The sequence below is a fragment of the Pseudomonas versuta genome, from assembly GCF_001294575.1.
Lineage (GTDB): Bacteria > Pseudomonadota > Gammaproteobacteria > Pseudomonadales > Pseudomonadaceae > Aquipseudomonas > Aquipseudomonas versuta.
The window spans coordinates 314,665-334,068 of record NZ_CP012676.1 but is presented as its reverse complement, the minus strand read 5'-3'; the positions used below and the strand labels follow the sequence as shown (position 1 = coordinate 334,068).

Genomic DNA, 19,404 nt, shown 5'->3' with positions numbered 1-19,404 from the left:
GCTGACGAGGTACGAGGCTGCGATGGACGGCGCAGCAGGGCCATCCCTGACTGAAGGTCCTGCGGCCCTTATCGCAGCCTCGTGCCTCGTCAGCGACTACAGGAATCATGGGGTATGCTGCGCCCTTGTATTTGTCCGACCGGAGCCATCAATGCCCCACGCACGTCTTCTCTCCCTGCTCAGCCTCAGCCTGCTGACGGCCTGTGCGCACCAGCCTGCGAACAACGTGACCGTTGAAGAGCAAAGCGACTGTCCGATACAACTGCACACCGGGCAAAATTTGACCCTCTCGCTTCCGAGTAATCCCACAACAGGTTATCGCTGGGCAATTCAGGACTCCGCCGGGGGCGTTCTGCACAGCCTCGGCCCCGAGGTTTACAGCAGTACCGACGATGGCCAGTTGCTGGGTAGCGGCGGCCAGTCAACCTGGCGCTTTCAGGCATTTGCCAGCGGCAACGGGCGCCTGCGCCTGACCTCTCAGCAACCCTGGGAACCAGAAGCCGAACCCGCGCAAGCATTCGATTGCCAGATCACGGTGAACTGACATGCCATGGCTGATTCTCGCGGCCATGGGTGCCTGCGCGTACCTGTACGGTCTAAGCATGCACGCCACGCTCCTGTGCCTGATCAGCAAAGCAGTACCGGTACTGGCGCTGCTCGGCTGGCTGCAAGATGCTCCACCCGGCCCATATCGGCGCTGGATCAGCATTGGCCTGATGTTTTCCCTGCTCGGCGACATTCTGCTGGCCTGGCCCGTAGACCTTTTTGTATTTGGCCTGGGAGCGTTTTTGTTCGCCCACCTGGCTTACCTCAAGGCCTATCTGGTGGACTGCCGCCGCCCGGCCTTGCCTGCATTGGCCCTGGCACTGCTGGCAGGCATCAGCCTGCTGAGCGTGATGGCCGGCAAGGGGCTGGGGGATTTATTGATCCCGGTGTGCATCTACGCCCTGGCCATCAGCGCCATGCTCTGGCGCGCCCTTGCCCGTGTGGGCAGCCACGTGCCCACGTGCTCGGCCTGGCTGGCAGCGGCCGGGGCGCTGGCGTTCGTCGCATCCGACAGCATGATTGGCATCAACCGCTTTGTCCTGCCGTTCGATGCCGCGCCGTACCTGATCATTCTCACTTACTGGCTCGGGCAATGGGGTATTGCAGCTTCGGTGTTTGGCCAGAACAAACGCGCTTACTGACGCGCCCCTGCTCTTTGACGATGCGCGGTTTATCAGACAGACCGCGCATCCCGGCGCCAACTTGGCTAAAATGCGCGCCCTTTCAAATATTCCAGTGCCGGAACCGTCGTGAGCAAAGAACCTGACCGTATTTTCGCCCAGCCCCTGGCCCAGGTGCCGGACTTCGCCTTTAACGAGGACGTGGTGCGGGTGTTCCCGGACATGATCAAGCGCTCGGTGCCCGGCTACCCGACCATTGTCGAAAACCTCGGCGTGCTCGCAGCCCAGTTTGCCCAGCCCGACAGCGTCCTGTACGACCTCGGCTGCTCGTTGGGTGCGGTCACCCAGGCACTGCGCCGCCATGTGCGCAGCGAAGGTTGCCAGGTGATTGCGGTAGATAACTCGCCAGCCATGGTCGAGCGCTGCCGCGAATACCTCAACGCCCAGAACTCGATGTTCCAGGAGCTGTTGGCGGTTGAGGTGATCGAAGGCGACATCCTCGCGCTGGAGTTCAAGCCCGCCTCGGTGGTGGCATTGAACTTCACCCTGCAATTTATCGCCCCTGACCAGCGCCTGACCCTGCTCGCCCGGATTCGCCAGTCATTGCTGCCCGGCGGCGCACTGATCCTCTCAGAGAAGCTGCGCTTCAATGATGCAGAGGAACACGCCCTGCTCACCGATTTGCACGTCGCGTTCAAGCGTGCCAATGGCTACAGCGATCTGGAAATCGCGCAAAAGCGCAGCGCCATCGAAAACGTCATGAAGCCCGACAGCCTCGAAGAACACCGCGAGCGCCTGCTGGCGGCCGGGTTCTCGAAAGTCGTGCCGTGGTTCCAGTGTCTTAACTTTGCCTCGTTGATTGCCTTGCCATGATTGATCTGTCCCCCCTCGCCCGGCGTCTGGCCGGCACTCCACTGGCTGCATGGGCCAACACCCTGCAAGCGCAACTCGACGTCAAAATGGAGAAAGGCCACGGTGACCTGGAACGCTGGCAAAGCGCGCTGGATGCCTTGCCCGACGTAAAGCCGACCGAGATCGACCTGCTCAACGGCCTGACCCTGGACACCGACTGCGACGACGAAACCCGTGCGCGAATGCGTCAGGCACTGATGGGCCTGTCGCCGTGGCGCAAGGGCCCGTTCGACCTGTTCGGGGTGCATGTCGACACCGAATGGCACTCGGACTGGAAATGGTCTCGGGTCGCACCGCATATCAACCTCAAGCACAAACGCATCCTCGATGTAGGCTGCGGCAACGGTTACTACATGTGGCGCATGTTGGGCGCCGGTGCCCACAGCGTGATCGGGGTCGATCCGAACTGGTTATTCTTCTGCCAGTTCCAGGCCGTGCAGCGCTTCCTGCAACAAGAAGCCGTGTGGCACCTGCCCTTCCCGTTCGAAGACTTGCCGCCAAACCTGGAAGGCTTCGACACCGTGTTTTCCATGGGCGTGTTTTACCACCGCCGCTCGCCGATCGAACACTTGCTGGCACTCAAGGATTGCCTGGTCAAGGGTGGCGAGCTGGTTCTGGAAACCCTGGTCATTGAAGGCGACGTCAATCAGGTGCTGGTGCCTGAAGACCGTTACGCGCAGATGCGCAACGTGTGGTTCCTGCCATCGATCCCGGCGCTGGAGCGCTGGCTGCGCCGTGCCGGTTTCAGCGACGTACGCTGCGTGGACGTGAGCACCACCACGGTAGAAGAACAGCGCGCCACGGAGTGGATGAAGTTCCAGTCCCTGAGCGACTATCTGGACCCGAACGACCCCGGCAAAACCGTCGAAGGGCTGCCGGCGCCGATGCGCGCAGTGATCATCGCCAGAAAATAAAAAAAACCTGTAGTCGCTGACGAGGAACGAGGCTGCGATGGACTGCGATGGACTGCGTAGCAGGCCCGTGATTGAAGGTCCTGCGGCCCTTATCGCAGCCTCGTTCCTCGTCAGCGACTACGCAGTCAGAGTTATTTGGCCCGACGGGCCCTGAAGAATTCGCTGAGGATCGCCCCGCACTCTTCGGCCAGTACCCCGCCTTCGAACAGCACCCGGTGATTCAGAAAACCCTGGGTGAAGAACTGCCCCTGACTTTGCACAATCCCGGCCTTGGGCTCCAGCGCCCCGTAGACCACCCGGGCCACGCGCGAGTGTACGATCAGGCCCGCGCACATGCTGCACGGCTCAAGGGTGACGTACAGCGTGCTGCCGGGCAGCCGATAGTTGCTGGCCGCCACCGCGGCCGCACGGATGGCAACCATCTCGGCATGGGCGCTGGGGTCGCTGGCGCTGATCGGGCAATTAAACCCGCGTCCGATAATTTCACCGTCTTGCACCAGCACCGCGCCCACCGGCACTTCGCCCAGTGCCGCGCCCCGGGCCGCCAGCGCCAGTGCTTCGCGCATGAAGTCTTGATCGCGGCTGCGGTCGATGATTTGCGGTTGACGCCCTTGTCGCATCAGGAAACCTCAATTGCGGCCATCAGGCCGGTTTCCATGTGGTCAATCACATGGCAGTGGAACATCCACACGCCGGGATTATCCGCCACCAGGGCCACGCGGGCACGTTCGTTTTTCCCCAGCAGGTAGGTGTCGGTGAAATACGGGATGATTTTTTTGCGATTGGACGCCAGCACCTTGAAGCTCATGCCATGCAGGTGGATCGGGTGCTGGTACTGGGTCATGTTCTTCAATTCGAAGATGTAGCTCTGGCCCAGTTTGAGTTTGGCTATCGGCCGATCGGCGCAGGTTTTGTCCTTGATGTCCCAGGCCACGCCATTGATCTGCCACAGGCTCGGCGGCTGGTCGGGGCCCAGGTCTTCGGAGACCGAACCGACCCATTCGAAATTGAAGTTGAGCTTTTCTGCATTCGCCACATCAGGCTCGGCAATCGGGTTGGCGGGCAACGCCGGTGGCCACTGACCCGGTGCATCGGTATTGGCAACCGAACGCAGCGTGCCCAGACGCACGGGCCCGTCGCGCAACGACAACTCTTGCCCTGGCGCCGGAGCCTTGATCGCCAGACAAATACGCATGCCGGGGCCCAGCCAGTATTCCTTGCCCAAAGGCCTTGGCTCGATGGGGTTGCCGTCCAGTGCATAGATTTTGGCGTCGATGCCGGGGATGTTCAGGCGATAGGTCAAGGTGTTGTCGAGGTTGAGGATGCGCACCCGGGTGATCTGCCCGGCAGGCAAATCAATGGTCGGCACGTGGCTGCCGTTAATCGTCGACAGTCGTCCCGGCGTACCGCCACGTGCGGCTTCACGGGTGATGCTGAACGGCAGGAAACCGCCCTCTTCGTCCACGTGCCAGTTTTTAATGCTCAGCGTCCGTTCGTGCCTGAAACCGGTGGGCTCGCGCTCCTCGACAATCAGCGGCCCGACCAGCCCGCGGCCCAGTTCTTCGCTGCTGTTGACGTGGGGGTGGTACCAGTAACTGCCGGCATCCGGCACGCGGAACTTGTAGTCGAAGTATTCACCGGGCAAAACCGGCAATTGCGAGACATAGGGTACGCCGTCCATTTCCAGCGGAAGACGGATACCGTGCCAGTGAATGGTGGTGGCGACCGGCAGGTGATTGATAAAACGCACCCGCAGCCATTCGCCCTGACGAACCCGCAGCTCGGTGCCCGGTACCGAAGGGCCGAATGCCCAGGCCTCGGTTTGATGACCGGGCACCAGCTCAACGTCCAGTGGCGCGGCAATCAGCTCATAGTCGTGGCCAGCCTCGGCATCGGCCATTTTGCCCAACCAGTAACGCGAAGCGCCTCCTGCGCCAACACCCACCACTACCAGGCCGGCCAGACCTCCGAGTATTTGTCGACGGGTAAAGGACATTGACTCAACTACCTCTCATATCCGGCGCAGGCGTGCAGCCCGCAAAAGGCGAATACGATACACCTGCAAATGCGAAACAGTAAGGGCCGCATACTGCTTCTGCAAGAGCGAGCTTGCTCACGAGCTGTTGAAAAACTCGCGCCTACAGGTTGGGGGGCGTGATGAACAAATAAAAAAAGGCGGCCAACACCAGGTGTTGACCGCCTTTTTTAAATCAGACCGGTTACCCGGCCAGACTTATTCCCACTCAATCGTTGCTGGCGGCTTGCTCGACACGTCGTAAGTAACGCGGGAGATGCCTTCGATCTCATTGATGATGCGACCGCTGACGGTTTCAAGCAGCTCGTAAGGCAGGTGTGCCCAACGCGCGGTCATGAAGTCGATGGTTTCAACGGCACGCAGGGCCACAACCCAGGCGTAACGACGGCCATCACCTACCACGCCAACCGATTTCACCGGCTGGAACACCACGAATGCCTGGCTGACCTTGTGATACCAGTCGGCCTTGCGCAGCTCTTCGATGAAGATGTGGTCAGCACGACGCAGGATGTCGGCGTATTCCTTCTTCACTTCACCCAGGATGCGCACGCCCAGGCCCGGGCCCGGGAACGGGTGACGGTAAACCATGTCGTACGGCAGGCCGAGTTCCAGACCCAGACGGCGGACTTCGTCCTTGAACAGTTCGCGCAGAGGCTCGACCAGTTTGAGGTTCATCTCGTCCGGCAAACCGCCCACGTTGTGGTGCGATTTGATGACGTGAGCCTTGCCGCTTTTGGCGCCAGCCGACTCGATCACGTCCGGGTAGATGGTGCCCTGGGCCAGGTACTTGATGTTGTCCAGCTTGCAGGATTCGGCATCGAATACGTCGATGAAGGTACGGCCGATGATCTTGCGCTTTTTCTCTGGATCGCTTTCGCCAGCCAGGTTGTTCAGGAACTGGTCCGCCGCGTTGGCGCGGATCACTTTAACGCCCATGTTCTCGGCGAACATGGCCATGACCTGCTCGCCTTCGTGCAGGCGCAACAAGCCGTTGTCCACGAACACGCACGTCAGCTGGTCACCGATCGCTTTATGCAGCAATGCTGCAACCACCGAGGAGTCAACGCCGCCGGACAAGCCGAGCAAAACGTTGTCGGTGCCGACCTGGGCGCGGATGTTGGCGATTGCGTCTTCGGCGATTTTCGACGGCGTCCACAAGGCTTCGCAGCCGCAGATGTCGAGGATAAAGCGCGACAGGATGCGGCCGCCTTGCTTGGTGTGGGTCACTTCCGGGTGGAACTGGACGCCGTAGTAACCGCGGGCATCGTTGAACATGCCGGCAATCGGGCAGCTCGGGGTGCTGGCCAGAATGCTGAAGTCGGACGGCATTCTGGTGACCTTGTCACCGTGGCTCATCCATACATCCAGACCGAACAGGCCGTCTGCGTCGATGTGGTCTTCGATACCGTCAAGCAGGCGGCTTTTGCCGACTACGTCTACGCGGGCATAACCGAATTCGCGCAGTTCGGAACCTTCAACCTTGCCGCCCAGTTGCTCGGCCATGGTCTGCATGCCGTAGCAGATACCGAAAACCGGTACGCCCAGGTCAAACACGGCTTGTGGCGCGCGCGGGCTGTCGGCTTCGTGCACGGATTCCGGGCCACCGGCAAGGATGATGCCTTTAGGTGCGAATTCGCGGATCGCTGCGTCATCCATGTCGAACGGGTGCAGTTCGCAGTAAACGCCGATTTCGCGAACGCGACGGGCGATCAGCTGGGTGTACTGGGAACCGAAGTCCAGAATCAGGATGCGGTGAGCGTGAATGTCGAGGGCCATGACAAAATCTCGATTAATTTCAGAAACAACTCGGGGCTGAATCAAACAGCCCCGGTGACTTAATTCGTATCGCACCCGGGTTTTGGCCCGGGTGCGACCACTATCAACTTACGCGATAGTTTGGCGCTTCCTTGGTGATCTGCACGTCGTGGACGTGGGATTCAGCCATACCGGCGCCGGTGATACGTACAAACTCGGGTTTGGTGCGCATTTGTTCGATGTCGGCACAGCCGGTGTAACCCATCGAAGAACGCAGACCGCCCATCAGTTGGTGCACGATTGCGGTCAAAGAACCTTTGTACGCAACGCGACCTTCAATACCTTCCGGCACCAGCTTCTCGGCACCCGCAGAGGAGTCCTGGAAGTAGCGGTCGGAGGAACCCTGGGATTGCGACATCGCACCCAGCGAACCCATGCCGCGGTAAGCCTTGTACGAACGGCCCTGGTACAGCTCGATTTCGCCCGGTGCTTCTTCGGTACCGGCAAACATCGACCCCATCATCACGCAGGATGCACCGGCCACGATGGCTTTGGACAGGTCACCCGAGAAACGGATGCCGCCATCGGCGATCAACGGTACACCGGTGCCTTCAAGGGCAGCGGCAACATTGGCAATGGCACTGATTTGCGGAACGCCGACACCGGCAACGATGCGGGTGGTGCAGATCGAGCCAGGGCCGATACCGACCTTGACCGCGTCGGCACCGGCTTCGGCCAGGGCCAGGGCAGCAGCGCCGGTGGCGATGTTGCCGCCAATCACCTGAACTTCAGGGAAGTTCTGCTTGACCCAGCGAACGCGATCGATCACGCCTTTGGAGTGACCGTGTGCGGTGTCGACAACCACGACATCAACGCCTGCAGCCACGAGGGCGGCAACACGGTCGGCGGTGTCTTTGCCGGTACCCACTGCAGCGCCTACGCGCAGACGACCCTGGTCGTCCTTGCTGGCCAGCGGGTAAGCCTTGGCTTTCTCGATGTCGTTGACGGTCATCATGCCTTTGAGGGCAAATTTGTCGTCGACGATCAGTACGCGTTCGATGCGGTGCTTGTGCAACAGTTCGCGGGCTTCGTTCTTGTCGGCGCCTTCCTTGACCGTGACCAGACGCTCTTTAGGCGTCATCACTTCACGAACGGTGGCTTCCAGACGGTTTTCGAAACGCACGTCACGGGACGTCACGATGCCGACCAAGTCGCCACGGTGCAGTACAGGAACGCCGGAGATGTTGTGCAGGCGGGTCAGTTCGAACAATTCACGAACAGTGGCGTCAGCTTCGATAGTGATGGGCTCTTTAACCACACCGGCTTCGTAGCGCTTTACCTTGCGCACTTCGTGAGCTTGCTGCTCGATGGTCATGTTTTTGTGGATGATGCCGATACCGCCTTCCTGAGCCATGGCGATTGCCAAACGGGCTTCAGTCACGGTGTCCATTGCAGCGGAAACCAGAGGAATATTCAGTTCAATGCCACGGGTCAAACGAGTCTTAAGGCTGACTTCGTTCGGGAGAACCTCGGAATAACCGGGGACGAGAAGGATGTCATCGAATGTGAGTGCTTCTTGGCTGATACGCAGCATCGCTGGGGCTCCCGAGCGGGAAAATGGAAGCGCGCCATTGTACTCAAAACACCTGCATCTCTCAACGGAAACCTTTAGAGAGTTTTGCGCTAAAGGCCATGATTTATTGACTCTGAGGGCAGATTCTCGCTGATAGTGCGGCCTTGATTCCTGTGGACGCTGGCTTGCCAGCGATTCCGGTGACCCCGCGTGCCTGGGCCAGCGCAATGATGGCATCGCTGGCAAGCCAGCTCCCACAGGCTCAGAGCTCGACTTTGACCCACGCCACCGGCTGGTCGAGCCAGTCGGCAAACTCGTCAAGGAAGCTCTGTTTGAAGCCCGCCTCGGCCCAATTGTTGAAAATGAAACCCAGGTTGGAGAATGCACACGGCTGCAAAAACAGAAAACCGTTGATGTCATCTTCATGGGCGCACAGCGGGCAAATGAAGTTGTCGGTACGGCCCGGCATCCACTCTTCCAGGCTGTCGAACAGGGCCTCACCCACTTCCTTGCGACACTCGGCACAGCCGGCCTCTTCAAGAAAACCCTTGGCCGGGGTGTAGATGCAGCGCTTGGTGATGATCTCCAGACCATTGACCGGCTGACCGAATGGCAGCGCTTCAGGATGCAGCACCACGCTGGCTGCGCCCGGAGCGATGGCGTAGGCCATGCGGCTGCCGCCACGCCCGCAGGTGGTCAGCTCTTGCTCAATGATGTTCTTGCGCACCAGCCAGCGCACGATGGCCCGGGCCCGGGGTTCGTGAACCGGCAAGGTGGAGATTTTAGGAACGATGATGCTTTGCGAATTCATGGGTACGGCACATGTGTGTGAGGGAGGAAAACCCGCCTCCTCGTGTAGGAGCGAGCTTGCTCGCGAGCTCTGCGTTATGTTGAAAGGCTCGCGAGCAAGCTCGCTCCTACAGAGGTGAGGGCGCAGCTTAAAGCCTCACTGTGCGAGGTCAAGCACTCAGATAACGCGCAATCGGCGCAGCACCAACCCTGTCACCAGCCGGACAAAGGACACGCGGGGCAATTGGCGACCGTCCATAACCCCAACGCCATCGACGGTAACAGACAAGCGGCAAGCAACAGCTGCGCACCACCGTGCTGCATCTTCAGGTACAGCATGTAGAGATGGCGTTGTTCTTTTTTTAGGGGCGCGAGCTTAACCAGACAGGTGCAGCGATCACATTCCGCCCTTATGATGGCGCGCATGATTAAAGATCCTTTTGCACGACTCAACCTCGATCGAGAAGTCCTGACTGTCAGCCAGCTCAATGGCCGGGCGCGGGTCTTGCTCGAAGACGTGTTCAGCAATATCTGGGTAGAGGGCGAAATCTCCAACCTCGCCCGCCCCGCCTCCGGCCACATTTACTTCACCCTCAAAGACAGCGGCGCCCAGGTGCGCTGCGCTCTGTTCCGCAATAACGCGGCACGGGTGCGCCAGGCACTCAAGGATGGCCTGGCGGTAAAAGTACGCGGCAAGGTCTCGCTGTTTGAAGGCCGCGGCGACTACCAGCTGATCCTGGATACCGTTGAACCGGCCGGCGATGGCGCGCTGCGGCTGGCCTTCGATGCCCTGAAAGAGAAACTCAGCGCCGAAGGCCTGTTCAGTCCCGAGCGCAAGGTACCCTTGCCGGCTCATCCGCAGCGGATCGGGATCATCAGTTCGCCTACCGGGGCGGTGATTCGCGACATCATCAGTGTATTCCGCCGCCGTGCACCGCAAGTTGAGCTGACGCTGATCCCCACTGCCGTGCAAGGGCGCGAAGCCACAGCGCAAATTGTGCGGGCACTCAAGCTTGCCGATGCGCGGGGTTTCGACGCACTGATCCTGGCCCGTGGCGGCGGTTCGCTGGAAGACCTGTGGTGCTTCAACGAAGAAGCCGTGGCCCGCGCCGTGGATGCCTGCGTGACGCCTATTGTCAGTGCGGTCGGTCATGAAACCGATGTTTCGATAAGTGACTTTGTGGCCGATGTACGCGCACCAACCCCCTCGGCGGCTGCGGAGTTGCTGGCCCCGGACTCCAGCGATCTGCAACGGCGTGTCGAAAGCCTGCATCGACGCCTGGTAATGCGCATCCGCGACCGATTGATGCGTGACCGCCTGCGCCTGGACGGTCTGGCCCGCCGCTTGCGCCACCCGGGTGAGCGGCTGCGCCAGCAGGCTCAGCGTCTGGACGACCTGGACATGCGCATGCGGCGCGCCTTTGAGCGCAGCCTCAATACCCGCCGCGAACGCCTGATCCGGCTCGAAACACGCTTGGCTGCACAACATCCAGGACGGCAACTGGCCATGTTGCGCCAGCGTCTGGACAGCCTGGCCGAGCGCTTGCCACGGGCCATGCGTGAAGGCCTGAAAAGCCGTCGACTGCAACTGCAAAGCCAAATGCAGACCCTGCATGTGGTCAGCCCGCTGGCCACCCTGGGCCGGGGTTACAGCATCTTGCTGGATGAGCGTGGCAACGCCATTCGCAGCGCCGGGCAAACCCGTACCGGCCAGCGCCTGAAGGCCAGGCTGGGGGAAGGCGAACTGCATGTACGCGTGGAAGACAACCACCTCACACCTGTCACCCTTTCATTACTGGATTGATCAATGCCGCGTTTTCTCTCTGCCCTGTTACTGCTGTGTCTGACCCTCAACGCACATGCAGCTGACAGCTACATCACCCGGTTGCTGAACAAGCCGGTCCCTGGCGGTGTCGCCGTGATTGAGCTGGGTACCGGGGCCCAGGCCCCCAAGGCCAGCTATCAGGGCAAGCCGGTGCTGGTGGTCAAGGAGCAAGACACATGGCGGGCGATTGTCGGTATTCCGCTGACCGTAAAGCCCGGCCCCCAGCAGGTCAGCTCCGGTGGACGCGACCTGAACTTTACGGTCGGCAGCAAGAAATACCCTGAGCAGCGCATCACCCTGAAGAACAAGCGCCAGGTCAATCCGAACCCGGATGACATCAAGCGTATCGACAACGAACTGGCGGTGCAGATCAAGGCGTATCGCACGTTCAGCCCCACTACACCAAGCAACCTGTTGCTGGATAAACCGGTGAACGGGCCGCTGTCGAGCAAGTTTGGCGTACGTCGCTTCTTCAACGGCGAAGAGCGCAACCCCCACGCCGGGCTGGATTTCGCGGTACCCGCCGGGACACCGATCAAGACACCGGCAGCTGGCAAGGTCATTCTGATCGGTAATTATTTCTTCAACGGCAACACGGTGTTTGTCGATCATGGCCAGGGGTTTATCAGCATGTTTTGCCACATGTCGAAGATCGATACCAAGGTTGGTCAGCAATTGGCACGCGGTGATGTGGTCGGCAAAGTCGGCTCGACCGGTCGCGCTACGGGCCCGCACATGCACTGGAATGTCAGCCTTAACGATGCACGGGTTGACCCGGCGATTTTTATTGGCGCCTTCCAACCTTGAGCGGGTCCTTACCGGGATGATTGGCAGCAGCACCAGACGCTTAACAGCCGTCATGCAGCGCAATAATAATCACCACTACCACTAAAACACGCAATTAACGCTCGAATATCCATGATATTCGAGCATTCCTCTCAATATTTTTTCGCCGCTTGCCATCCTTCAACCCAATGGTTAGGGTTGAGGCCATGAAAACCTCTCACACCCTCATTCTGCTCCGCCAGCACCGCAGCCTTTGCCTCGTCAGCGCACGACTGCAAAGCTAATCGCAGTGCCTCGCCCTTGTGCTTTGTATTTCTTCGGCTGGCCGCCTCCTGATAGTCGGCAAGCAAAATAAGGATTGCCTGATGACCATGCTCAAAGACCCGTCTTCCAAATACCGCGCCTTCCCGGTCATTGATTTACCTGACCGTACCTGGCCATCGAAAACCATCACCAGCGCGCCGATCTGGTGCAGCTCGGACCTTCGCGACGGCAACCAGTCGCTGATCGAGCCGATGGATGCGGTAAAGAAGCTGCGCTTCTGGAAGACCCTGGTCAGCGTTGGCGTTAAAGAGATTGAGGCTTCGTTCCCGGCGGCATCCCAGACCGACTTCGACTTCGTGCGCACCTTGATCGAAGACGGTCATATCCCGGACGACACCACCATTCAGGTGCTGACCCAGGGCCGTGAAGATTTGATTGCCCGCACGTTTGAATCCCTGCGCGGGGCGAAAAAGGCCATCGTTCACCTGTACAACGCGACCTGCCCGGCTTTCCGCCGCATCGTGTTCAACCAGGACAAGGAGGGGATCAAAGAGATCGCCGTCAGCGCTGCCAAACTGTTCGTCAAATATGCCGCTCAGCAGCCTGAAACCCACTGGACGTTCGAGTACTCGCCCGAGACCTTCAGTGCCACCGAGCTGGAGTTCGCCAAGGAAGTCTGTGACGCCGTGATCGAGGTCTGGAACCCGACGCCCGAGCACAAGATGATCCTCAACTTGCCGGCCACCGTTGAGTGCGCAACGCCAAATATTTATGCCGACCAGATCGAATGGTTCGGTCGTCATATCAATCGCCGTGACAGCGTGCTGATCAGCTTGCACACCCATAACGACCGTGGTACTGGCGTTGCCGCCACCGAGCTGGGTCTGATGGCCGGGGCCGATCGCGTCGAAGGCTGCCTGTTCGGTAACGGCGAGCGCACCGGTAACGTCGATCTGGTCACCGTGGCCCTGAACATGTACACCCAGGGTCTGAACCCGGAACTGGACTTCTCGGACATCGATGGCGTGCGCAAGGTCGTCGAAGAGTGCAACCAGATCCCGGTTCACCCGCGTCATCCGTATGTGGGCGACCTGGTTCACACCGCGTTCTCCGGCTCGCACCAGGACGCAATTCGCAAAGGCTTCACTCAGCAAAAACCGGATGCCTTGTGGGAAGTGCCGTACTTGCCGATCGACCCGGCCGACATTGGCCGCAGCTATGAAGCGGTGATCCGGGTCAACAGCCAGTCCGGCAAGGGCGGCATTGCCTACTTGCTGGAGCAGGAGTACGGCATCAGCCTGCCGCGCCGGATGCAGATCGAGTTCAGCCAGGTGGTTCAGCGTGAAACCGACCGTCTTGGCCTTGAGATGACCGCCCAGCAGATCCACAGCTTGTTGCACAGCGAGTATCTGCAGGCCAACACGCCTTACGCCCTGGTCAGCCATCGCCTGCAGGAAGAGAACGGCCATAGCGCAGTAGAAGTTGAAGTGTCTGCCAAAGGCGCTGGCGAGACCAATCTGCGCTGGAGCGGAAAAGGCAACGGCGCACTGGAAGCGCTGGTGGCGGGTCTGCCCGTGCAAGCCGAAATCATGGACTATAACGAGCACGCCATCGGTGCAGGCACCAACGCCAAGGCTGCGGCCTATATCGAGCTGCGGGTCAATGGTGAGCGCGCAGTGCACGGTGTGGGCATCGATGAAAACATCACCACCGCCAGCTTCAAGGCCCTGTTCAGCGCCCTGAACCGTTCGCTGAGTGAAGCACAAGCCAAGGCCGCGTAGGCGCCGGCCTGAAACGCAAAAGCCCCCAAGGTGAAGGCCTTGGGGGCTTTTTTGTGCCGGATGTTCAGCCCTTTGCAGGAGCGAGCTTTTCAATGCGCAGAGCTCGCTCCTGCAGATACCGTTTAGTGCAGGTCGAACGTGTCCGCATCCAGGTTGGCCGGGAAGCGCTCGCGGTACGCCGCCAGTTCACCCGCAGTCAGGCACACCTGGAACACACCGTCTGCTTCGCCAGCACTGAGCAGCGGTTCGCCCTGGAAGTCGAAGACATGGCTGTCGCCGGTATAAACCATGCCTTTACCGTCCGTACCCACCCGGTTAACCGCAGCCACGTAGCAGAGGTTCTCGATGGCACGCGCCGGCAGCAAGCGGTTCCAGTGCAAACGACGCGCGCCCGGCCAATTGGCGGTGTACAGCAGCAGGTCGGTATCGTGCGGGTCGTAACTCCATGCCGGGAAACGCAGGTCATAGCAAATCAGCGGGCGAACGCGCCAGCCCTTCACTTCGAACTGAACCTGACGCTCGCCCGGCGTGAAATGCTCATGCTCGCCGGCCATACGGAACAGGTGGCGTTTGTCGTAGTGCAGCACCTCGCCATCCGGACGCGCCCACAGCAGTCGATTGCGATGGCTGCCGTCGGCGGCCTGGACAATCACGCTGCCAGTCACCACGGCATTGAGTTTTTTGGCCTGAGCCTGCAACCACTTGCTGGTGGGACCGTGCTCGGGTTCCGCCAGGGCTTCGGACTGCATGCTGAATCCGGTGGTGAACATCTCGGGCAAGACCACCAGGTCTGCCCCCCTAGCCTGTTCGAGCAGCTCGTCAAAGTGTGCAAAATTGGCTTCGCGGTCGTGCCAGACCAGTGTGGTCTGCACCAGGGCAACGGTTAAATCGGGTAAACCAGTTAGATCACGCATAGTTTTTCTGCTGCATCACGCAGCGTCTCCTCGCGTTTGGCAAAACACAGGCGGACCAGCCGCTGCCCTTCGGGCGGGGACTGGTAGAACACCGAAACCGGAATCGTCGCCACGCCGTGTTCGCGGGTCAGCCATACGGCCATGTCGACGTCATTGAGGTCCGGACGAATATGGGAATAGTCCACCAACTGGAAATAAGTGCCGGCCACCGGCTTGAAGGTAAAGCGCGACGGGCTCAGCAAATCACAAAACAGGTCGCGCTTGGCCTGATAAAACGCCGGCAGTTCTTCAACATGCTCAGGATGGGTCTCCATGAAGTCGGCCAATGCATACTGCAAAGGCGTAACACCACAAAAGCTGACGTACTGGTGAACCTTGCGCAGCTCTGCCGTCAGGGCCGCAGGGGCCACCACATAGCCGGTTTTCCAGCCCGTGACGTGATACGTCTTGCCGAAAGAGCTGACAACAAAGGCACGATGGTACAACTCGGGATGGGACAAAACACTGACATGGGGCATGCCATCGAACACCAGGTGCTCATAAACCTCATCGCTGATGATGTAGATGTCGCGGTCCGCAATCAGCGCAGCCAGCGTGTCCAGCTCGGCGCGGCTGATCAGGGCGCCGCTCGGGTTGTGCGGGCTGTTGAGGATGATCATTCGGGTGCGGGGCGTCAGTGCCTCTTCGAGCTTTTGCCAATCGATCGAAAAATCATCCAGCCCCAGCTGCACGTGAACACAACGCCCACCGGCCAGCTCGACCGATGGCTCGTAGCTGTCGTAGCACGGGTCGAAGACAATGACTTCATCACCGGCGTGAATCACTGACTGAATCGCGCAAAAAATGGCCTGGGTGGCGCCGGGGGTGATGGTGACCTCGGTATCGGCATCGACGCTCACCCCATAACTACGGGCAATTTTCGCCGCTACCTGCACCCGCAGGGCTGGCAAGCCGGTCATGGGCGAGTATTGATTGTGGCCACTGGCGATGTGATGTCCGACGGCATCGCGCAAGGCTTGCGGGCCATCGAAGTCAGGGAAACCCTGAGACAAGTTGAGCGCGCCGGTTTCAGTGGCGAGCTGCGACATGCGCGTGAAAATAGTGGTGCCGACATTCGGCAACTTGCTGGTAATCATGGCCGTTCCCTGTGATGTCCCCGGCTCTGACTACGGCACAGGACCTACCGAGGATAGCCCAAACGCCAGACACGAAAAAGGGCCGATCAAGGCCCTTTTTCGTTGCTGCGAGAGGTTGCGTATCAACGCTTGTCTTTGCGCTTCTTCTCGGCTTTCTTGTGGTGCGACATCATGCGGCGCTTCTTGTTGACCTGACGGTCGGTCAGCGAGTTCTTGTTGGCTTCGTACGGGTTCTCGCCACCTTTGAACTCGATGCGGATCGGTGTACCGACCAGCTTCAAGACACGACGGTAGGTGTTTTCGAGATAACGGACGTAAGACTTTGGAACCTTCTCGACCTGGTTACCGTGGATCACGATGATCGGCGGGTTGGCACCACCCAGGTGGGCATAGCGCAACTTGATCCGACGGTTGTTGACCATCGGTGGTGCGTGCTCACCTACCGCGTCTTCCAGGATCTGGGTCAGACGGTTGGTCGGCCAGCGGGTAACCGCTGACTTGAAGGAGTTTTGCACCGACTGGTACAAGTTCCCTACGCCCGTGCCGTGCAGAGCCGAGATGAAGTGGATGTCGGCGAAGTCGACAAAGAACAACCGACGGGTCAACTCGACCTTGACGAACTCGCGCTCGCTCGGGGTCATGCCGTCCCATTTGTTGATCGCGATGACCAGAGCCCGACCGGCCTCCAGCGCAAAGCCCAGCAGGTTGAGGTCATGGTCTACCACGCCTTCGCGGGCATCCATGACAAAGATCACCACGTTGGCGTCCTTGATGGCCTGCAGGGTTTTGACCACGGAGAATTTTTCTACTTCTTCGTGGATCTTGCCGCGCTTGCGCACACCCGCGGTGTCGATCAGCGTGTACTTCTCGTCGTTACGCTCAAACGGGATGTAGATACTGTCGCGCGTGGTGCCCGGCTCGTCATAAACGATGACCCGGTCTTCGCCCAGCATGCGGTTGACCAGCGTTGATTTACCAACGTTAGGACGACCGATGATGGCGATCTTGATGCCGTCTTTTTCACTCGGGCCCGGGATGCGCTTGGCTTCCTGACCTTCAAGAACGACTTCGGCTTCGCCTTCTTCTTCCTCTTCCGGATCTTTCGGGAAATCGCTCAGGGCGATTTCCAGCATCTGGGTGATACCACGGCCATGGGCACCGGCGATCGGAATCGCATGACCCATACCCAAGGGGGCAAATTCTGCACGTGCCAATTCAGGATCGATGTTGTCGACTTTGTTGGCGACAACGTACGAGCGCTTGTTACGTTTGCGAAGGTGTTCGCCAATCATCTGGTCAGCGGCTGTGAAACCCGCTTTTGCATCTACCAGGAACAGAACGACGTCAGCTTCTTCGATAGCCAGCAGCGACTGCTCGGCCATCTTTTCGTCCATACCATGCTCGTCACCGGAGATACCGCCGGTGTCGACCAGAATGTAGGAACGCCCTTGCCACTTGGCCTCACCGTATTGGCGATCACGGGTCAGACCGGACAAGTCGCCGACGATGGCGTCGCGAGTCCTGGTCAGGCGGTTGAACAAGGTGGACTTGCCGACGTTAGGTCGGCCCACCAGGGCGATTACGGGAACCATGCGGCTCTCCACTTCGTTATTTCAGAAAATACAAAAGCCGCTGCAAGGCAGCGGCCAGAGTTCGGAACAGCACAAATGTGCCGCAAGCCTTGCCAGGGCAAGGCTGCCTGAGACCCTAGAGCCTCAAGCATAGACGCCTTAGCGAATGGTCAGGGCTTCCAGTTTGCCGCTGTTACCAAACACGTAAATCATGTCACCGACCACCAGCGGACGCGCCCGAAGACCATCACTGTCTATGCGAGTACGGCCCACGAAACGACCATCGACCTGGCTTAGCAGATGCAGATAGCCTTCCATGTCACCGACTGCCACATAGCTGGAGAAGACTTCCGGAGCCGACAATTGACGGCGTGCCAGAGCATCGTTGCTCCATAGTGAGGTGGTCGAACGTTCATCGATGCCTTCAACAGTACCGGACGCCAGACTGACGTAGACGTTGCCAAAACCTTGGGCGACACCTGCGTAGCTGGAAGCATCACGCTGCCAGAGCACGCGACCGGTATCCATCTCCAGCGCAGCCATGCGGCCCTGGTAGCTGGCGACATACAGCGTGCCACCGGAGAGCAGCAGGCCACCGTCAATATCGACGATACGCTCAAGCTCCGAGCGGCCTTGCGGAATGGCAACACGTTGCTCCCACACCGGCACGCCGTTTCGAGTATCGAGGGCAACGACTTTACCGGTCGAAAGACCAGCAATTGCCAGGTGGTTGGTCACCAGCGGTGCACCGGTACCACGCAAGGTCAGAACACCTGGCGTGCTGTCGTAAATCCAGCGCTGGTCACCGGTTGAAGCATCCAGACCTACCAGATGGTCGTCCTGGGTTTGAACCACGACGATGTCACCATTGGTCTGTGGTGGAGCAAGCACTTCGCTGTTAACACGAGAGCGCCATTTTTCTTCACCCGTGCTGGCGTCCAGGGCTACGACGTCACCTTGCAGGGTGCCGAGCATCACCAGGCCATAGCCAACACCAACGGCGCCAGAAACAGGCAGTTCGAGATCTTTTTTCCACTGAACGTCGCCGTTCATGCGGTCCAAGGACATCACTACACCGGTCACGTCAGCCGCGTAGATGTTATTACCTTCAACAGCCGGAACCAGCATGTTGTAGGTTTTGCCCTGACCGTCACCGATCGAGCGATCCCACTGCTTTTGCAAAACGACTTCTTCTTTGAAGTCAGTCAGCTCGGCTGGCGGAAGTTCTTTTTTGCTGTTGCTGCTGCAACCCGCGGCCAAAATGACCAGAGCCAGCAATGCCGCATGTTTCCAACGCATCACTTCACGCATCTCCTTTGGCCAGGTCGTCCAGCTTGATTTGCAGGCCACCTACAGCGGCTTCGTCAGAGAGCGCTGCCTTGGCTTTTTCGTAGGCGGCACGTGCGTCGTCAGTACGACCCTGCTGTACCAGCAAGTCGCCCTTCAACTCTTCACGGCTGGCCAGGAATGCCTTGTCCGAATCGCCTTCGAGCAACTTCAGGGCATCATCAACCTTGCCCTGTGCTGCCAGAACCTGAGCCAGACGCTGACGCGCCACTTCACCCAGGGTCGGGTTTGCCGGCTTGTCGGCAATGGCTTTCAACTCGGTGGCGGCGTCATCAAGCTTGCCGTTGTCCACAGCAACCTTGGCCACAAAAAGCCCGCCAAATTGTGCGTAGGCCGTACCTGCGTACTCGCCTTTCAACTTGTTGGCCAGATCCGCCACACGGGCCACATCGGGCTGACCGTCAGGCGTGAGGGTGGTTTCCAGCAATTGCTGATACAGAGCCGACGCCCCTTGCGACTGGCCGCTCTGATATTTGTGCCAGGCCTGCCAGCCGAACACCACCACCAGCGCCAGCAAGCCGCCAGTGACCAGGGGTTTGCCGTTACGCTGCCACCAGTCTTTCAACTCGCCCAGCTGATCATCATCGTTACTCGACACCCCAACACTCCTTATTCGCTAATTCGGCTGATTTACAG

At 59.5% G+C, this 19,404-nt stretch carries 17 protein-coding genes and 1 pseudogene; 7 read left to right on the top strand and 11 right to left on the bottom strand.

Annotated elements, in window-relative coordinates; translation table 11 throughout:
- Positions 1 to 151: 151 nt before the first annotated feature.
- The 4 genes from AOC04_RS01565 to cmoB all read left to right on the top strand — a co-directional run bounded on the left by AOC04_RS01565 (position 152) and on the right by cmoB (position 2,992).
- Entirely contained in the window at positions 152 to 544 is a 393-nt protein-coding gene (locus AOC04_RS01565) for a protease inhibitor I42 family protein (protein WP_060690849.1), read from the top strand.
- 1 nt (position 545) lies between these two features.
- The gene (locus AOC04_RS01560; protein ID WP_060690848.1) at positions 546 to 1,187 is read left to right on the top strand and encodes a lysoplasmalogenase; all 642 of its coding nucleotides are present in this window, start codon (positions 546 to 548) and stop codon (positions 1,185 to 1,187) included.
- 108 nt (positions 1,188 to 1,295) lie between these two features.
- Positions 1,296 to 2,039 (top strand): carboxy-S-adenosyl-L-methionine synthase CmoA, encoded by a 744-nt coding sequence (gene cmoA, locus AOC04_RS01555; protein ID WP_060690847.1) that lies wholly within the window; start codon positions 1,296 to 1,298, stop codon positions 2,037 to 2,039.
- Positions 2,036 to 2,992 (top strand): tRNA 5-methoxyuridine(34)/uridine 5-oxyacetic acid(34) synthase CmoB, encoded by a 957-nt coding sequence (cmoB, locus tag AOC04_RS01550; RefSeq protein WP_060690846.1) that lies wholly within the window; start codon positions 2,036 to 2,038, stop codon positions 2,990 to 2,992. The genes cmoA and cmoB overlap by 4 nt, the downstream gene beginning before the upstream one ends.
- Before the next feature lie 131 nt (positions 2,993 to 3,123).
- Here cmoB and tadA read toward each other — a convergent pair whose 3' ends face one another.
- The 6 genes and pseudogenes from tadA to AOC04_RS24395 all read right to left on the bottom strand — a co-directional run.
- Positions 3,124 to 3,612, bottom strand: a complete 489-nt coding sequence (gene tadA / locus AOC04_RS01545) for a tRNA adenosine(34) deaminase TadA (RefSeq protein ID WP_060690845.1) — start codon at positions 3,610 to 3,612, stop codon at positions 3,124 to 3,126.
- Complete coding sequence (locus AOC04_RS01540) at positions 3,612 to 4,988, bottom strand: multicopper oxidase family protein (RefSeq protein ID WP_060690844.1); 1,377 nt, start codon at positions 4,986 to 4,988, stop codon at positions 3,612 to 3,614. The genes tadA and AOC04_RS01540 overlap by 1 nt, the downstream gene beginning before the upstream one ends.
- A 237-nt stretch (positions 4,989 to 5,225) precedes the next feature.
- Positions 5,226 to 6,803: a glutamine-hydrolyzing GMP synthase gene (gene guaA / locus AOC04_RS01535; RefSeq protein ID WP_060690843.1), complete on the bottom strand. Its 1,578-nt coding sequence runs from the start codon at positions 6,801 to 6,803 to the stop codon at positions 5,226 to 5,228.
- Between the two features lie 103 nt (positions 6,804 to 6,906).
- Positions 6,907 to 8,376, bottom strand: a complete 1,470-nt coding sequence (gene guaB / locus AOC04_RS01530) for an IMP dehydrogenase (RefSeq protein WP_060690842.1) — start codon at positions 8,374 to 8,376, stop codon at positions 6,907 to 6,909.
- Positions 8,377 to 8,617: 241 nt separating this feature from the next.
- Complete coding sequence (locus AOC04_RS01525; RefSeq protein ID WP_060690841.1) at positions 8,618 to 9,166, bottom strand: hypothetical protein; 549 nt, start codon at positions 9,164 to 9,166, stop codon at positions 8,618 to 8,620.
- A 156-nt stretch (positions 9,167 to 9,322) separates the two neighbouring features.
- Positions 9,323 to 9,444, bottom strand: a pseudogene (locus tag AOC04_RS24395) (hypothetical protein); the annotation flags it as partial.
- Positions 9,445 to 9,568: 124 nt separating this feature from the next.
- Here AOC04_RS24395 and xseA point away from each other — a divergent pair.
- The 3 genes from xseA to leuA all read left to right on the top strand — a co-directional run bounded on the left by xseA (position 9,569) and on the right by leuA (position 13,800).
- Positions 9,569 to 10,948, top strand: a complete 1,380-nt coding sequence (gene xseA / locus AOC04_RS01515) for an exodeoxyribonuclease VII large subunit (protein ID WP_060690839.1) — start codon at positions 9,569 to 9,571, stop codon at positions 10,946 to 10,948.
- A 3-nt stretch (positions 10,949 to 10,951) separates the two neighbouring features.
- Positions 10,952 to 11,776: a peptidoglycan DD-metalloendopeptidase family protein gene (locus AOC04_RS01510; protein ID WP_060690838.1), complete on the top strand. Its 825-nt coding sequence runs from the start codon at positions 10,952 to 10,954 to the stop codon at positions 11,774 to 11,776.
- 344 nt (positions 11,777 to 12,120) lie between these two features.
- Positions 12,121 to 13,800 (top strand): 2-isopropylmalate synthase, encoded by a 1,680-nt coding sequence (gene leuA / locus AOC04_RS01500; RefSeq protein ID WP_060690836.1) that lies wholly within the window; start codon positions 12,121 to 12,123, stop codon positions 13,798 to 13,800.
- A gap of 122 nt (positions 13,801 to 13,922) precedes the next feature.
- Here the strand turns inward: leuA and AOC04_RS01495 are convergent, their stop codons facing one another.
- From AOC04_RS01495 to AOC04_RS01475, 5 genes are all read right to left on the bottom strand, one after another.
- Positions 13,923 to 14,714 carry an amidohydrolase gene (locus AOC04_RS01495; protein ID WP_060690835.1) on the bottom strand — a complete coding sequence of 264 codons (792 nt, stop codon included), beginning with the start codon at positions 14,712 to 14,714 and terminating at the stop codon, positions 13,923 to 13,925.
- Positions 14,702 to 15,850 carry a pyridoxal phosphate-dependent aminotransferase gene (locus AOC04_RS01490; RefSeq protein ID WP_060690834.1) on the bottom strand — a complete coding sequence of 383 codons (1,149 nt, stop codon included), beginning with the start codon at positions 15,848 to 15,850 and terminating at the stop codon, positions 14,702 to 14,704. The genes AOC04_RS01495 and AOC04_RS01490 overlap by 13 nt, the downstream gene beginning before the upstream one ends.
- A 122-nt stretch (positions 15,851 to 15,972) precedes the next feature.
- Positions 15,973 to 17,442 (bottom strand): ribosome biogenesis GTPase Der, encoded by a 1,470-nt coding sequence (gene der, locus AOC04_RS01485; protein WP_003443342.1) that lies wholly within the window; start codon positions 17,440 to 17,442, stop codon positions 15,973 to 15,975.
- Between the two features lie 138 nt (positions 17,443 to 17,580).
- A complete protein-coding gene (gene bamB, locus AOC04_RS01480) occupies positions 17,581 to 18,732 on the bottom strand; it encodes an outer membrane protein assembly factor BamB (protein WP_060690833.1) in 1,152 nt (383 codons plus the stop codon).
- Positions 18,725 to 19,366, bottom strand: a complete 642-nt coding sequence (locus AOC04_RS01475; RefSeq protein ID WP_060690832.1) for a tetratricopeptide repeat protein — start codon at positions 19,364 to 19,366, stop codon at positions 18,725 to 18,727. The genes bamB and AOC04_RS01475 overlap by 8 nt, the downstream gene beginning before the upstream one ends.
- Positions 19,367 to 19,404: the final 38 nt, after the last annotated feature.